Raw genomic sequence first — 14,824 nt, 5'->3', positions numbered from 1 at the left:
CATAGGGGGAATGCGGATCAACAGGGGCTTCTTCGCTGACCGGGAAGGAGTCAGGTTCGCCGTAGATGGAGCCACCGGAGGAGGTGAATACCACCTTGCGCACACCGTGTTGGCGGGCGGCATCGGCAATGCGGATGGTGGCCAGGATATTGGTCTCGGCATCATGGAGTGGATCCGTGACGGAGGCGCGGACATCAATCTGTGCAGCGAGGTGGAAGATCACCTCAGGGGTGTGTTCACCTAAGAATTCATTGAAATCAATGTCCAGGAGGTCTGCTTCCACGAAGGTGAGCTTGCCGGTTTCGCGGGCATTGCTGAGGTTGGACAGTTGGCCACGGGAGAGGTTATCGATCACCACCACCTCATGCCCATGGGCAATGAGAAGGTCGACAAGATGTGATCCGATGAACCCGGCTCCGCCGGTGACTACTGTACGCATGCGGACAACTCTAGTGCCCTGCCAGCTCACTGTCAGAGTTTGCGGGAAGTTACTGACACAATTGCCAGGCAGAGGATGGCCATCACTGTGCCAAAGCCCAACATCTGCGGATAGGTGAAATACTCACTGAGCCGGGTCAGCAGGGCAGGGAAGATCATGCCGGTATATGTCAGGGCGTAGAAGATGCCGGTCAGTCCCGCCAGATCGGTCGGGGTGGCGATACGTTGGGTTTCCGCCAGCCCCATGAACATCCCCAGGCCATAAGACAGACCCAGCAGGACACAGACAATCAGCGCCCACCAGGGATGCGGATTCAGGGCCACCAGAACCGATCCGGCCATACCGATCACGGTGACCCCCAGGGCCAGCATGGGGCCACGGGTTCTGCTCTCCCCCATGATCTGCGGGCCGAACTGCTGAATGATGAATCCCGATCCCAGTGTGGTCAAGGCAATCAGCGCCGAGTAGGCCACGGGAGCTGCCACCATGTCACGCAATAATGTGGGCAGGATGGCATAGGAGACAAAGCCCGCACCGAATACCCACGGTGCCATCGGAACCACCACAAACAAGAAGCGCTTGTTCTTCACCGAGGGGACTAGGATGTCCGCCCAAAAAGACCCCTTAACCTTCAGGTGTGCAGACTGGCGGGTTTCAGGGGCGGTGAGGATCAGGGGCAATAACACCAGGGACAACACGATGTGGAGTAGATAAGCCAGCTGCCCGGGAAGTGGAAGCCACTGGGCCATCACACCCGCCACCGCAGCACCTAAAGCAAAACCACCGGTCAGCGACATGGAAGCTCGGCGCGCACCTTCACTGGGTTTCACGCCGGGTTCAAAGCGAGGGTGTGCCAGTTCCTTGATCCAGGAGCCACCCACTGTCATGGCCATCCCTACGGAGATTCCGGAGAAGGTGCGGCCAATGGCCATGAGGATGCCCAGTTCTTCACCGGAGGCGATGAAGGCGGAGCCTGCTGCTGCGATTAAAGGTGCCGGCAGCATGAGTGTGCGTCGGCCAAAGCGGTCCGATAGGGGGCCTGCTGCGAGCAGACCGAGGGCTACACCGATGGCGTAGCAGACCAGCATCATGTCGATGAACAGGTCAGAGAAGATGCCCTGTTCCCGGTAGAGCACCAACAGCGGTGTGAATTCGTTGCCGCCCCAGGCCACGGTGAATACCGACAACGCTACTGCCAGCCATACCTGTCGTTGTCCACGCTTGTTCGTACTCATGTCGGCCATGTTATGGCCAGACCATAGTTGAGGAACCAGAAAAGGCGGAACAACCGTAAACAGTACGATCGTTCCGCCCTCATTGGGGGGTGATTTCAAAGGTGGTCTGGCTCAGGCTTCACCCCAGCTGCGGATGATTAGTGTCCGCGCTTGATCCACTCTTCCAAGTGTGGTGCTTCCGCACCGACGCTGGTGTGGTCCCCATGTCCCGTACGGACGGTGGTTTCCGCTGGCAGGTCCAGGATGGAGGTCTTCAGGGATTCGATGATGGTGTCAAAGGAGCTGTACTTACGTCCCGTAGCACCAGGGCCGCCCTGGAAGAGGGTGTCACCGGAGAAGAGCTCATTGGCCTCTGGAACATAGAAGCAGCAGGAACCTGGTGAGTGACCCGGGGTGGTCAGCACGTGCAGGTCGGTGCCAGCAATCTGGAACTTCTGACCATTGGCCAGGTCCTCATGCTTGAGGTCGCCGTGGGTTTCCTCCCACAGCATCTGATCCCCTGGGTGGACGAAGATCGGGGCGTCGAACTCTGCAGCCAGCTGGGGTGCCACGGTGATGTGGTCATTGTGTGCGTGGGAGCACAGGATGCCCTTCACCTTGCGGCCACCGACGGCGTCGATGATCGGTGCGGCGTCGTGGGCTGCATCGATGATGAAGACTTCTTCATCATTACCGACCACCCAGATGTTGTTGTCCACTTCCCACTCGCCGCCATCAAGGGCGAAGATGCCGGAGGTGACAATGTTTTGAACTCGAAGATCATGATGTGCCATGTGTTTTACAACTCCACTACTGAGCGGAGGACATCGCCGGCCTTCATCGTGTTGAAGGCCTCCTCGACGTCATCCAGCCCGATGCGCTCGGATACGAACTTATCTAATGGGAAACGCCCCTGCAGGTGCAGTTCCACATAGGTGGGGAAATCCCGCTCTGGCAGGCAGTCGCCGTACCAGGCAGGACGCAGGGATCCACCGCGGCCATAGAAATCAATGGCGGGGATATCAATGCGTGAGGTGAGGTTCGGGACACCCACCATGACCATGCGTCCGGCATGGTCACGGGAGTAGAAAGCCTGCTTCCAGGTCGGCATGATGCCCACAGCGTCGATGGTGACGTCTGTGCCGAAGCCATCGGTCAGCTCACGGATCTTGGCGACAACCTCAGAATCCTCGCCCTCACCGGAGAGTGTGGAGGAATCAATGAGGTCGGTGGCGCCGAATTCCTTGGCCCACTCCAACTTCTTAGCGTCAATATCAACAGCGATGATCTTGGAGGCACCAGCAAGCTTCGCGCCGGCGATGGCAGACATACCCACACCACCCAGACCGAAGACTGCCACGGACTCGCCACGCTGGATATCAGCGGTGTTCACAGCGGCACCCAGGCCAGCCATGATGCCGCAACCCAGCAGACCAGCCGCCGCAGGGTCAACCTCAGGGTTGACCTTGGTGCACTGGCCCTCATGGACCAGGGTCTTTTCAATGAAGGAACCAATGCCCAGTGCCGGGGACAGCTCAGTGCCATCCTCCAGGGTCATCTTCTTGGAAGCATTATGAGTGGCGAAGCAGTACTTCGGCTCGCCCTTCTTACACGCACGGCACTCACCACACACCGCACGCCAGTTCAGCACCACGAAATCTCCGACCTCAACGTGGGTGACGTTCTCACCAATCACGGAGACCACACCGGCAGCCTCATGGCCCAGCAGGTACGGGAACTCATCAGAGATATCACCGTCGCGGTAGGCCAGATCTGTATGGCACACACCGCAGGCCTGGATATCCACGATGACATCATTAGCACCCGGATCCGGCACAACAACGTTGACCTTTTCCACTTCGGCCCCCTTGGACCGGGCAATGATGCCTGAAACAGTAAAACTCATAGTCACTCCTTGAATAATCACTTGGATGGTTGCCCCCGAGGTTACCTACTTCCCCACATCCAGGGCTTTCAGGGTCTTATTTGGGGCAGGGCTGAACTGAAGGCGATAGGGTTTATCACCATGACTGCACCGGAGAACCCCTATGAAAATGCTGTAGACACAACTGCAGAGACCACTCCCCCGGCGGAGGAAAAGGGGGCGCGGAAAAGCTCCCGCATCCCAGGTACAGCCTGGGCCCTGGTTCTCGGCGCAGTACTCATCGCCGGTGCCGGTGGGTTCTTCCTCGGCCAGCAAACCACGGCCACTTCCACCGTGCTGGGTAGGGAAGTTGCGGCCGGCACCAACTTTTCTGGTCCCCGTGCGTTGGACAGTGGTCTTTATGACGCCACCATCCACGGCCCCGGTGGTCCCCTGACCGATCCCGAAGACATCACCGTGATCCACCGCCGCGATGACGCCGATCCCTTTGCCATCGGTGCTCTGGATGCCCCGATAGTGATCTCTGAATTCTCCGATACGGAATGCCCCTTCTGCGCCCGCCACACCCGGGATACAGAACACCAGATCATTGAAAGGTATGTGGATGCCGGCCTGGTGCGCATCGAATGGAATGACATGCCCATCAACGGTGACGCTTCTGTGGGTGGTGCCAAAGCCGTGCGTGCTGCCGCGGAGCAGGGCAAATTCCACGAATTCAAAACTGAGCTCTACGCCAACCACCCCACTGCCGGTGGGCACCCCGATTTTGGGGTGGAGGACTACGTACACTTCGCGGAAACCGTCGGGGTTCCAGATATTGAGCTCTTCCGCGCGCATGCCACCGACACCACCTTTGACGCGGCCATTGCAGAGGCGCGATCCTACGGCCAACAGATCGGCATCACCGGAACACCCTCATTTGTGGTCGGCAGCCAGTACCTATCCGGCGCTCAGCCCTATCCGAACTTTGAACGCGCCATCCTCGGTGAGCTGGCAATGCTGGGGCTTTCTTCGGAGTAAAGGAGCATTTTAGGAGTTCAGGGAATTGAGGATGGGCTTCCACTGCTTCGGAATTGGTGCGAAGAACTCCTGAATACTGCCATTAGGCATCGGCACACTGAGCTCAGATGAATGCAGGAACATGTGGCGGGCATTCAATGACCTGCTGAAACGCTCATCACCGTATTTCCGGTCACCAGCAATCGGGTGGCCAGCGTGGCGGGCATGCACCCGGATCTGGTGCTTCCTGCCCGTGGTCAAACGAGCCTTCACCAAGGTGGCCTGCGTGCCAAAGCGCCGCTGCACCTCAAAAAAGGTCAATGCTTCCTGACCATTCTGGCTCACCTTCACGGTGGTGTCCGTGCGCAGGAGTGGTGCAGCTACCTGGCGGACATTCTCCGGCCAGAAACCACGGGTGAGCAGAAGATAACGGCGTGGGATGGAATGATCATCCTCCCGCAGGACTTTCTGCAGATGGCGCAGCATCGAGGAAGTCTTGGCCACCATCAACAGACCGGAGGTTTCACGGTCCAGACGGTGCACCAACTCCAGGTCGCGTTCCCCCGGGCGCAACTGACGTAAAGCCTCAATCACCCCACCTGAGACACCCGTTCCCACATGGACTGCAATATCAGCCGGCTTATTCAACACAATCAGATCCGCATCCTCATGAATGATGCTCTGCTCAATCTGATTGACCAGACTGCTCGGGAGGGTTACCGGAGGCGGCAGGTCCTGCGGCAGCTCCATCTGCAGCATCCGCAACATATCGCCTGGCTGAATACGGTAATCAGGTTTGGCCTTCTTGCCATTCACCTTGATTTTGCCGGTACGCAGCTGACGGAAGATCACTGAGGCCGGCACGCCCTTAAGCTGAGCACGCAGATACTTATCCAGTCTGCGTCCCGCATGTGATTCCGGGATCTCCGTCTCCTGGAAGGTGGCCTTCTTGATGCCCTCTGCTGGTTGACCAGATGACTGCTCTGATGCCTGTTGTGATGTCTCGCCTGTGCCCATGGGGATAGCACCTTACCAGCAGAAAAGTCGCAGGTAAAAAGGGTTCTTGGGGGATTGAGATTGCCTGGCGCGAGGGCTCTTGCGGGGAGCCTGACGGGGATCCTTGGTTAAACCACCTCCGGATACTCCGCCCCTCAGGCTGGGCACCCGATGATTGTGTCTTTGTTGGGCATTGGCAATCTCTGCCTTGCACCGGTGGAGAAACTTCTACCACCCAGCTCAAAACCTGCTCTGGACCCCATGGGGTTGAAGAGCAGGCGGCACTGACAGCAATTAAGGGTTGCGTGGTCCGCGGGGTCCGAAGTCAAAGTCCGCGGTCATGGGGCCGAAGGACTGCAGGCCAGCCGGGGCATCCTTGGGATCCAGGTGAAGTTCCAGGAAGGCACCCACATCGGAAGACTCGATCTGTGCCAAGGCTTCTTCCAATTCACCTTCGGTGCGTGCCTGGTAGCTGACCATGGTGGTGTCTGGCTTGAACACCTTGGGCAGATCACCAAAGGACCAATTCTGGATGTCGTTGTACGCAGAATCCATGCCCAGGATGAAGCGTTCAATGGTGTAGCCACGGTTGTTCACCAACACGATGATCGGCTTGAGGTCTTCGCGCAGGATGGTGGAAAGTTCCTGCACGGTCATCTGGAAGGATCCATCACCGATGAACAGCAGGTGACGGCGCTCCGGTGCAGCCAGCTGACTGCCCATGGTGGCGGGCAGGGTGAAACCGATGGAACCCCAGATTCCAGAGTTGATATAGCGGGTGCCGGTGGGCAGACGGTGTGGCCCCATGCCGATATTGGAGGTGCCGGCTTCTGCAACCACCACATCATCTTCCTTGAGGAAGCGGGCCATACGGGGCCACAGGCGCGCCTGGGTCAATTCCGCTGCTTCCTCTACCTTCCACTCCTGAACAGCGGGAGCTTCCATCTCCTTCACCTTTTGACCTGCTGGAACACGTTCCACCAGCAGATCCAGCAGTTCCAGGACGGTGATGCCTAAGAAGTGCTCCTTGCCGATGCTCACATGCTGGTCACCAAAGTCCAGGGTGGAGGACGGCAGGTTATGGGTGAAGCCACCGGAGTTCACCTCGATGAACCGTGGTGTGGTGGTGATGAGGAAATCGGCCTCTTCAATGGCCTTTTTCACCTGCGGGGTGGAGGCGGCACCATTGTAGGTTCCCAGGAAGAGTGGATGCTGTTCATTCATCACGCCCTTGCCGGAGTTCAGGTGGGCATAGGGTGTGCCGGTTTTCTCGGCAAAGGCCTGCAGTGCTGGTTCAAATCCGTGGCGGGCGGCATCCTGATCAGCAAGGATGACGGGATGTTCGGCTGCACTGAAAAGTTCCAGTACCCGCTTGGCTGCAGCCTCCAGCCGCTCCGGGTCACTGGCCGGCAGGCGGGTGCTGAAGGGTTCTTCCGGGACCTCGATGCACAGGTGGGAGATATCAGAGGGCAGCTGGATGTGCACGGGGCGCTTTTCCCGCAGGCAGGTGTGCAGGGCGCGATCAATTTCCACCACGGCGTTCATGGGGCTCAGGCGTACCGCGGTGGCGGTGAACTGGCCAATGCTGTCCAGCATGTTCTGGAAATCACCATCTGCCATGGTGTGGTGGAGATCGTAGCGGTCCTCGGTGGCATAAAGCGGTGGGGAGCCAGCCAGGGAAATCAGGGGAACATGTTCCGCAGCAGCACCGGCAATGCCGTTCAAGGCACTGAGCTCCCCCACTCCATAGGTGGTGAGCAGGGCGGATACCCCACGGGAGCGGGCATAACCATCGGCGGCATAGGCCGCATTGAGTTCATTACAGGTACCGATGAACCGGATGCCCTCGGCCTCATCCACCTGCTCCAGGAAGTTGAGGTTGAAGTCACCGGGTACTCCGATGATCTCGGTGATACCGATCTGCTTGAGTCGATCAATGAGGAATTCGCCGACGGTGGTGGTGCGCATGGGAAATGTACTCCTTGTTAGTTGTTGAGGGTGCTGGTGGTAGAGCTTTGTGCTGCGATCTCATCCGGGCAGGACTTAGGGGCTGGAGCAGAAGGTGCCGGACCAGAGGTGAGGGCGCGACGGCGCTGGTGGGATTTCATTCCGGCGTAGATCACACCGAGTGCCAGGATCCAGGAGGGCAGGGCCACCAGGGCAATGCGGTAATCGGGGAGGAAGAACATGAGCACCAGCAGCAGGGCGAAAAACGCCAGGCAGATGTAGTTGGCCACGGGGGCAAAGGGTGCCTTGTAGGAAGGAACTCGGCCTTCGCGCTTCATTTGAGCCCGGAAGCGCAAGTGAGAGACGGCGATGGCGGACCAGGAGATCAGTTCAGCGCCTAAGATGATGGCGATCAGTGGGTAGAGCAGCTGTCCCTGGAAGAGGAAGTTCAGCAGGACTGCACCACCCATGAGGGCTGAGTTGAACAACAGGGCACGCAGGGGCAGTCCGCGCTTGGTGGTGTGGGCGAAAAATGGTGGGGCCTGGCCGTGGAGGGCAAGGTCACGCAGCATGCGGGCGCCACTGTAGGTCATGGTGTTGAATACCGAGAGCGCGGCAGCCAGGATCACCACGTTCAAGATGATGGCTGCTCCACCGATGCCCAGGCCCACCAGGACGGCAACGAAGGGGCTGGTGGTGGTGTCAATCTGATTCCAGGGCCACAGCAGGAGCATGATGCCAATGCCGCCGACATAGAACACGATGATGCGGAAGATCACGCTGTTGATGGCCTTGGGGATGGCTTTGGTGGGGTTTTCCACCTCACCGGCGGCAGTGCCGATGGAGACAATCCCACCGAAGGCGAAGGTCACGGCCACCAGGGAGAGCATGAAGCCACCCAGTCCGGTCGGGGCGAATCCACCGTGTGCCCAGAGGTTGCTAAAACCAATTGCAGGGTTGGGTCCCACACCTAGGACCAAGCAGAATCCCAGGATGATCATGCCGATCAGGGCAACCACCTTGATCAGGGACATCCAGAATTCCACCTCGCCGAAGGCACCCACGTGGATGAGGTTGATGGCGGTGATCACCAGCAGGCAGACCAGGGCGGTGACCCAGTGTGGGTGTCCGGGGAACCAGAAGTCCATGAACACGCCAGCGGCGGTGAGTTCCAGCATGCCCACCACGATGCAGGTGAACCACCAGTTCCACCCGGAGATGAATCCGGCAATGGGACCGATGAATTTGCAGGCATAGAAGCTGAAAGATCCTGATACCGGATATTCCACGGCCATCTCACCGAGCATGCGCATGATGAGGAAAACAATGGAGCCGGCCAGCAGGAAGCCCAGCAGTACAGCTGGTCCTGCCAACTGGATACTGGCACCGGAGCCGAGGAAGAGTCCGGTTCCGATGGAGGATCCCAGGGCGATCATCTGAAGGTGGCGGGATTTCAGGCCACGCTTCAGGCCGTTATCACCTGCAGGTTCTGCAGCTGCGTCGGCGCTTGCGGGAGTGCTGCGGGAGGTCTTGAGACTCATGACACCACCTGCGCTGCCTCTGTATCAAAGAGCAGCTCAGTGCACTGGCGGTAGGCATTATCGGTGGGGGTGATACCCAGTGCTGCCGCCTGTTCCAGGTTCTCACGGGTCTTGCGGGGCACGGTGTTGATTACGCGTTCGCGCAGGCGCTCCGGGGAGGCGTCCGCACCGTGGAGGAATTCTTCGGCACCACCCATGACGCCGCCGGTGTTATGCCACCATTCGGTTTGGAAGAGGATGCCGCGCTCTGCCAGCAGTTGCGCCAGGCGCTCTTCCTCGGCCTGGTTAGTGGCCTTGATCTGGTTGTTGGCAGGCCCGAAAACATAGGAATAGCGCAGGGCGTTGATGCTGGCTTCATCCAGGATGCCGCCGAGGGCGGAGGGGCAGAGGATATCTGCTTCGAATCCCAGCACCTCATCCACACCGATTGCAGCGATCTGTGCCTGAGGATGCGCGGCCTGTAGCTCCCGGACACGGTCAGGGTTGATATCGGACACGGTCAGGTTCACACCGGCGTCCAGGAGGTGTCCGGCCAGGTGCCAACCAACAGCGCCCAGACCCATGACCACAGCAGTTTTGCCTAGGAGGGCGTCGGCAAGCTCGGTGCCCTCGGTGAAGCTGACCGCTTCGTGCAGGGCCAGGTAGGAACCCAGGGCGGTGGGGCGGCCGCTCTCACCCAGTGGGGAGCTGGGACCGTTGGTGAACTGACTGGAGAAGTGCTCCATTCATCACATCGGCCACAGCGGTGCTGAGATTCATATCCGGGCTGGTCATGGTGCGGCAACGGTCGATGGCAAAGGCGAGGAAACCTAAGGTCTCCAGATCATCCAGCGCTGGCTCCTCCATGTGGACGGTGGTCTTGCAACCGCCGAACTCCAGGCCGGCGGCGATATTCTTGAAGCTCATCGCGCGGCTGAGGTTGAGGCCGTCGGTGATCACGGCGATCTCCGGGGTGGAGGGGTCATGCCTGCGGGTGCCGCCGGCCATGATGGCATGGTGGCGGTTGCGCGGCCCCAGCTTGCGGCTGTGCTGGTGGCAGAGGAAGCGGATATTGCGGCCGGCGTGGTAGTAGACCTCGATGCCTTCGTGGCGTCCCTGGCGCAGCAAGTCCAGGATCTCATCCAGGTACCCGCGCAGTCCGTGGGAGGCAAAAAGTTCCAGCACCTGTGCGGTGTCCAGGTGAATCCCGCGGGTGCTCAGGGTGGTGTAGGCGTTGAAGTCCTTGTTGTAGCGGGAGAAGTCGCGGTCGGTGTCCCACTCGCGGGTGGCGCTCAGGGTGTGCTCATCGGTGCGCCAGTTGTACTGCAGTTTCAGGGTGGTGAGTCCGGCGTGTGCCAGGGGGGTGAAGATGCTGCGGTCCACGAAAATCTCCTCGGTTTTTTAAATGAGATACACAACGCGGTTTTATGTGATCCGCGTCATGATTACAAGTTCTCACCGTGGTCCAGAATGTGTGGCCTGTCACTGCGCCCCCGTCAAGGATACTTTCGACATATGTCAAACAACCTTTCTAGCGTCGCTGAGAACCTCAGCCGGATCCAGTCACTGACCGATGAACTCGCCCGCGAACTGGGCAGGTCTGTCGAGGTGGACACCCCTTCCTTTGAGGTGGTGTGCGCCAGTGCGCAGATCGGGGTGATCGACAATCGTCGCATCGCCTCGACCATCCACCGCTCCCCACCCCCGGAGCCGGTCCCCTGGATTCTCAGCCATGGCGTCCGCAGCGCCACTGAACCCGTACGGCTGCCCGCCAATCCCACCTTTGAGATGCTGGCGCGTGTCTGCTTCCCGGTGTGGCGCAGCGGGGAGCTGCGCGCCTATCTCTGACTTTTCGACGAACCCCGCATGAGCGATGCTGAAATCAATCGCGTTCGTAAGTTCATCGAACCTCTAGCTGCACTTTTCGCCCACGACGATGGCCTGGACGATCGGGTGAAAATCATCACTTCTCTGACCACCGAGATCGTCCGCGGTAGTGAATCCGCCCTGACACGCGCCCGCTCCGGCGGCCACCTCCCCGGTGATGGCCGCCTAACCCTGCACGCCCTTCAGTTAAGCGATAGTGGCGACACCCACCAGCTCCAGCTGGAGTTGAGTCGCCTGCACCGCAACCGGCCCTTCCTGACCACTATGGATTCCGGGGCCCTCATTGCCGTGGAACGCAGCCGCTCCATAACGGATACCGATTCCGTGCTGGATGAGATCCGCCGGGCCGCGATCATCAGTGGCATGACCGTGGAATCCGTGGGATCAGCCGGCATTGCAGAAACCGGGCGGATCCAGGGAGCCTTGCGCCGTGCCCATTTCCTCTCCGAGGTTGCCACCCTGCCCGGCATCGTCAGCAATGAGATGAGCTGGGATAACGCCGGGGCTTGGCGCCTGCTGCTGGGATGGGAACTCAATGACACCACCGTCCACATCATCAGTGATGACGCCACCCGGCTCCTCTTCGCAGGCGACCGCAGCTATTGGCGCACCGCCCTGGCCTTTTTGAACAATGGTCGCAACACCACCAAGACGGCCCAGGAATTGTTCATCCACCGCGCCACCCTCCACTACCGGTTGGAACGGGTCCGGGAGATCATCGGCGAGGACGCTCTGGAGGATGGTTGGCGGGCTGCGTCCCTGCAGGTGGCATTGCAGCTTCATGCGGCACTGACGGGTTAGCTGGCTTTCCTGGCAATAAACCCACTACCAGCACTTTCACATACCCCCTGGGGTACGGTTTGATACCCCGGGGGGTATGTGCCATGATGGGAGGTGTTCACCACACGCACAACTCTCATGAAATGAGATCCCCTTATGCTGCTCCACCGCTTCTATGACGAAGACCTGGCCCAAGCCAGCTACCTCATCGGCTGCCAGGCAGAGAACACCGCCATCGTTGTTGACCCCCGCCGCGACATCACCGACTACCTGCACTTTGCCAGCCAGCACGGCATGGATATTGTCGGTGTCACCGAAACCCACATCCACGCGGATTACCTCTCCGGAACCCGGGAACTGGCAGCTGCCACCGGCGCCCAGATCTACGTCTCCGGTGCAGGCGGCACCGATTGGCAATATGAATTTGATGGCACCCGCCTGCAGGACCGCGACACCATCACCATCGGCAATATCATCCTCGAGGCCCGCCACACCCCAGGCCACACCCCGGAACACTTGTCCTTCCTCATCACCGACGGCGCCTTCGCCAATACCCCCGGGTATATGCTCAGCGGTGATTTTGTCTTCTCCGGAGACCTCGGCCGACCGGATCTCCTGGATGAGGCTGCAGGAGGTGTGGATACCCGCTTCATTGGTGCCAAACAGCTTTTCCACAGTCTGAAGAATGTCCTGCTGGAGCTTCCCGATCACGTTCAGATCCACCCCGGTCATGGTTCCGGTTCCGCCTGCGGCAAGGCACTGGGTGCCCTGCCCTCCACCACCGTCGGCTATGAACGCACCTACGCCTGGTGGGCGCCCTACCTGGATAACAATGATGAGCAGGGCTTCATCGATGAACTCCTCAGCGGTCAGCCTGATGCCCACTCATACTTCGGACGTATGAAGCGCGAGAACAAGGCCGGTCCGGTAGTGCTTGGTTATCCACTGGCACCCCTGCCAGAATTCTCCAGTCTGGAGCTTGGCGCAGAAATTTCCGAGGGCACGAAGATCATCATGGATACCCGCCACCACACCGAGGTCCACCGCGGCACCGTTACCGGTGCTGTCAATGTCCCCGGCCTGGCCAAATCCGCCACCTACGCCTCCTGGGTATTTGATCCAGAAACCGACACCGGTCAGCTGGTTATCCTGGCAGCAGACGCCGCGGAAGCCGCGGCCTACCGCGATCACCTCATGCGCGTTGGTATCGATGAGATCGCCGGATTCATCACCTCATTCGAGGGCCTGTCCATGACCATCCCACCGGTTCTGCCGCAGGCCGAATTGGCTGACCATGAGCACTCCATGCTGCTTGACCTACGCAATAAAACCGAGCACGCCGCAGGCCACATCCCCGGTTCCACCCAGCTCTCCAGCGGTCGGGTCCTGTGGAATCTGGATCAGCTACCGGCTTCTGGCAAGCCGATCCTGACCTACTGTCAGTCCGGGGTCCGCAACTCCGTTGCCTCCTCAGCTTTAAGACGTCGCGGTTACCGCGTTATTGAACTGGAAGGCTCCTACGCGGGCTGGCTGGCCCACAACCCTTCTACAGAGAGGATCAATATTTCATGACCACCAGTACCCTCATCACCTCCCTGGAAGCCGAAGACCTCAAGGCACGCCTGGGCCGCGATGAAAAGCTCCTGATCATCGACGTCCGCACCCCAGCCGAGTTTGAATCCCTGCACATCAAAGGTGCCTACAATATCCCCCTGGCCCTGATCTCAGAACACACCAAGGAGTTTTCCTCCCGCTTCCCAGACGGTGTTGTCCTGGTCTGCCAATCCGGCACCCGCGCCGAAGAAGCACGTGAAAGGCTCACCGCAGCAGGCCTGGACACCGCCAGTGTTCTCGCCGGTGGCACCGCAGCCTTCGCAGCAGCAGGTGGAGAAGTTATCCGTGGCCAAAAGCGCTGGGCCATGGACCGCCAGGTACGCATGGTTGCCGGATCCCTGGTCCTGGCCGGCTTCCTCGGCTCCAAGACCCTCGCCCGACCCTTCATCTACCTCTCCGCAGGTGTGGGGGCAGGTCTGACCTACTCTGCCCTCAGCGACTCCTGTGCCATGGCCGCGGTCCTGTCCAAGATGCCATGGAATAAAACCGCACTGAACCCCACCCTGGCCTCCACTATCCAGAACATTCCCGTTGCCACCGGCAACGTCACCCTTTCATAAACAAAGACAGGAATCATGAGCATCACCTTCACAGTGGTTGTCCTGCTCAGCACCATCGTCGGGCTCAGCCTCGGATTGCTGGGTGGAGGTGGATCCATCCTCACCGTCCCCCTGCTGACCTATGTGGCCGGCATGGAGCCTAAAGAAGCCATCGCTGCCTCCCTCTTCGTGGTCGGCACAACCTCGGTGCTGAGTACTTTCGCCCATGCCCGGCGCGGAAATGTGCAATGGCGCACCGGGTTGATCTTCGGTGGTGCCAGCATGGTCGGTGCCTTCCTGGGTGGGCTACTCGGTGGATTCATACCCGGGGTGGTACTCATGATTGCCTTCGCAGTGATGATGATCGCCACCGCTACAGCAATGCTGCGCGGTAGGAAGAAACAGGGCGGTGGGGTATCGCAGAAACCCCTGCCGTTGGCCAAGGTTCTCATTGAAGGCCTGGTGGTCGGCTTGGTCACCGGGTTGGTGGGTGCCGGTGGTGGATTCCTGGTGGTACCTGCATTGGTACTGCTGGGTGGGCTGTCCATGCCAGTGGCCGTGGGTACCTCTTTGTTGGTGATCTCTATGAAATCCTTTGCCGGCCTGGCAGGTTATCTGACCTCCGTCAGTCTGGACTGGCCGGTGGTACTGTCTGTCACCGCCGCTGCACTGGTGGGTGCCATGGTCGGCGCACGCCTGACCTCTGTGGTTCCGGAGCAGACACTACGCAAGGGTTTTGGAGTATTCGTCCTGGTGATGGGCTTCTTTGTACTCAGCCAGGAACTCCCCTCCCCCTGGGGGTGGGGGATCATCGCAATAGCTGTGGTGCTGGCAGCGGCGTTCTTTGTTTATCAGCGCAGTCCCAGGCGCCGGAGGCAGCCGGTTGCTTGACTTGGCTTTAGAGATGGCAACAACCCCACTTTCCATCTTTGGAAAGTGGGGCTGTTTTCTTTATGGAGCCGCTTAGGAGAATCGAACTCCTGACCTTCTCATTACGAGTGAGA

15 protein-coding genes are annotated in these 14,824 nt (G+C 59.6%); 6 read left to right on the top strand and 9 right to left on the bottom strand.

Annotation, left to right across the window (positions count from 1 at the left end; all coding sequences use genetic code 11):
• From Q0M74_RS08600 to Q0M74_RS08585, 4 genes are all read right to left on the bottom strand, one after another.
• On the bottom strand, positions 1–439 hold a 439-nt coding region (locus Q0M74_RS08600), incomplete at its 3' end, for an NAD-dependent epimerase/dehydratase family protein (protein WP_293953436.1).
• A gap of 32 nt (positions 440–471) precedes the next feature.
• Positions 472–1,683, bottom strand: a complete 1,212-nt coding sequence (locus Q0M74_RS08595; protein WP_293953433.1) for an MFS transporter — start codon at positions 1,681–1,683, stop codon at positions 472–474.
• Between the two features lie 128 nt (positions 1,684–1,811).
• Complete coding sequence (locus Q0M74_RS08590; protein WP_293953431.1) at positions 1,812–2,447, bottom strand: MBL fold metallo-hydrolase; 636 nt, start codon at positions 2,445–2,447, stop codon at positions 1,812–1,814.
• Between the two features lie 5 nt (positions 2,448–2,452).
• The gene (locus Q0M74_RS08585; RefSeq protein ID WP_293953429.1) at positions 2,453–3,559 is read right to left on the bottom strand and encodes an S-(hydroxymethyl)mycothiol dehydrogenase; all 1,107 of its coding nucleotides are present in this window, start codon (positions 3,557–3,559) and stop codon (positions 2,453–2,455) included.
• 120 nt (positions 3,560–3,679) lie between these two features.
• Here Q0M74_RS08585 and Q0M74_RS08580 point away from each other — a divergent pair, with 120 nt between their 5' ends.
• Entirely contained in the window at positions 3,680–4,558 is an 879-nt protein-coding gene (locus tag Q0M74_RS08580; RefSeq protein WP_293953427.1) for a thioredoxin domain-containing protein, read from the top strand.
• A 9-nt stretch (positions 4,559–4,567) separates the two neighbouring features.
• On the opposite strand, the gene Q0M74_RS08575 is transcribed toward Q0M74_RS08580, so the two are convergent.
• From Q0M74_RS08575 to Q0M74_RS08555, 5 genes are all read right to left on the bottom strand, one after another.
• Positions 4,568–5,554, bottom strand: a complete 987-nt coding sequence (locus Q0M74_RS08575; protein ID WP_293953425.1) for an RluA family pseudouridine synthase — start codon at positions 5,552–5,554, stop codon at positions 4,568–4,570.
• Positions 5,555–5,827: 273 nt separating this feature from the next.
• On the bottom strand, positions 5,828–7,501 hold the full coding sequence (locus tag Q0M74_RS08570) for an alpha-keto acid decarboxylase family protein (protein ID WP_293953423.1): 1,674 nt from the start codon (positions 7,499–7,501) through the stop codon (positions 5,828–5,830).
• A 17-nt stretch (positions 7,502–7,518) separates the two neighbouring features.
• Positions 7,519–9,021, bottom strand: coding sequence for an amino acid permease (locus Q0M74_RS08565; protein WP_293953421.1), 1,503 nt, complete (start codon positions 9,019–9,021; stop codon positions 7,519–7,521).
• Entirely contained in the window at positions 9,018–9,746 is a 729-nt protein-coding gene (locus tag Q0M74_RS08560; protein ID WP_293953419.1) for a hypothetical protein, read from the bottom strand. The genes Q0M74_RS08565 and Q0M74_RS08560 overlap by 4 nt, the downstream gene beginning before the upstream one ends.
• Entirely contained in the window at positions 9,694–10,383 is a 690-nt protein-coding gene (locus Q0M74_RS08555; RefSeq protein ID WP_293953417.1) for a Glu/Leu/Phe/Val dehydrogenase dimerization domain-containing protein, read from the bottom strand. The genes Q0M74_RS08560 and Q0M74_RS08555 overlap by 53 nt, the downstream gene beginning before the upstream one ends.
• Before the next feature lie 132 nt (positions 10,384–10,515).
• Between Q0M74_RS08555 and Q0M74_RS08550 the strand changes: the two genes are divergently transcribed.
• The 5 genes from Q0M74_RS08550 to Q0M74_RS08530 all read left to right on the top strand — a co-directional run bounded on the left by Q0M74_RS08550 (position 10,516) and on the right by Q0M74_RS08530 (position 14,711).
• Entirely contained in the window at positions 10,516–10,848 is a 333-nt protein-coding gene (locus Q0M74_RS08550) for a hypothetical protein (protein ID WP_293953415.1), read from the top strand.
• A gap of 18 nt (positions 10,849–10,866) precedes the next feature.
• Entirely contained in the window at positions 10,867–11,688 is an 822-nt protein-coding gene (locus tag Q0M74_RS08545; protein WP_293953413.1) for a helix-turn-helix domain-containing protein, read from the top strand.
• Positions 11,689–11,823: 135 nt separating this feature from the next.
• A complete protein-coding gene (locus Q0M74_RS08540) occupies positions 11,824–13,239 on the top strand; it encodes a rhodanese-like domain-containing protein (RefSeq protein WP_293953410.1) in 1,416 nt (471 codons plus the stop codon).
• Entirely contained in the window at positions 13,236–13,841 is a 606-nt protein-coding gene (locus Q0M74_RS08535) for a rhodanese-like domain-containing protein (protein ID WP_293953408.1), read from the top strand. The genes Q0M74_RS08540 and Q0M74_RS08535 overlap by 4 nt, the downstream gene beginning before the upstream one ends.
• Before the next feature lie 15 nt (positions 13,842–13,856).
• The gene (locus Q0M74_RS08530) at positions 13,857–14,711 is read left to right on the top strand and encodes a sulfite exporter TauE/SafE family protein (protein ID WP_293953406.1); all 855 of its coding nucleotides are present in this window, start codon (positions 13,857–13,859) and stop codon (positions 14,709–14,711) included.
• The last annotated feature ends 113 nt before the right edge of the window (positions 14,712–14,824 follow it).

The organism is uncultured Corynebacterium sp. (assembly GCF_945649885.1).
GTDB lineage: Bacteria > Actinomycetota > Actinomycetes > Mycobacteriales > Mycobacteriaceae > Corynebacterium.
This window is presented reverse-complemented; position numbering and strand designations above follow the sequence as displayed.

Excerpts from the sequence above, each read along its gene's own strand:
- Q0M74_RS08595 (WP_293953433.1), bottom strand. The coding sequence starts at position 1,683 with ATGGCCGACATGAGTACGAACAAGCGTGGACAACGACAGGTATGGCTG.
- Q0M74_RS08590 (WP_293953431.1), bottom strand. The coding sequence starts at position 2,447 with ATGGCACATCATGATCTTCGAGTTCAAAACATTGTCACCTCCGGCATC.
- Q0M74_RS08585 (WP_293953429.1), bottom strand. The coding sequence starts at position 3,559 with ATGAGTTTTACTGTTTCAGGCATCATTGCCCGGTCCAAGGGGGCCGAA.
- Q0M74_RS08580 (WP_293953427.1), top strand. The coding sequence starts at position 3,680 with ATGACTGCACCGGAGAACCCCTATGAAAATGCTGTAGACACAACTGCA.
- Q0M74_RS08575 (WP_293953425.1), bottom strand. The coding sequence starts at position 5,554 with ATGGGCACAGGCGAGACATCACAACAGGCATCAGAGCAGTCATCTGGT.
- Q0M74_RS08570 (WP_293953423.1), bottom strand. The coding sequence starts at position 7,501 with ATGCGCACCACCACCGTCGGCGAATTCCTCATTGATCGACTCAAGCAG.
- Q0M74_RS08565 (WP_293953421.1), bottom strand. The coding sequence starts at position 9,021 with ATGAGTCTCAAGACCTCCCGCAGCACTCCCGCAAGCGCCGACGCAGCT.
- Q0M74_RS08560 (WP_293953419.1), bottom strand. The coding sequence starts at position 9,746 with ATGGAGCACTTCTCCAGTCAGTTCACCAACGGTCCCAGCTCCCCACTG.
- Q0M74_RS08550 (WP_293953415.1), top strand. The coding sequence starts at position 10,516 with ATGTCAAACAACCTTTCTAGCGTCGCTGAGAACCTCAGCCGGATCCAG.
- Q0M74_RS08545 (WP_293953413.1), top strand. The coding sequence starts at position 10,867 with ATGAGCGATGCTGAAATCAATCGCGTTCGTAAGTTCATCGAACCTCTA.
- Q0M74_RS08540 (WP_293953410.1), top strand. The coding sequence starts at position 11,824 with ATGCTGCTCCACCGCTTCTATGACGAAGACCTGGCCCAAGCCAGCTAC.
- Q0M74_RS08535 (WP_293953408.1), top strand. The coding sequence starts at position 13,236 with ATGACCACCAGTACCCTCATCACCTCCCTGGAAGCCGAAGACCTCAAG.
- Q0M74_RS08530 (WP_293953406.1), top strand. The coding sequence starts at position 13,857 with ATGAGCATCACCTTCACAGTGGTTGTCCTGCTCAGCACCATCGTCGGG.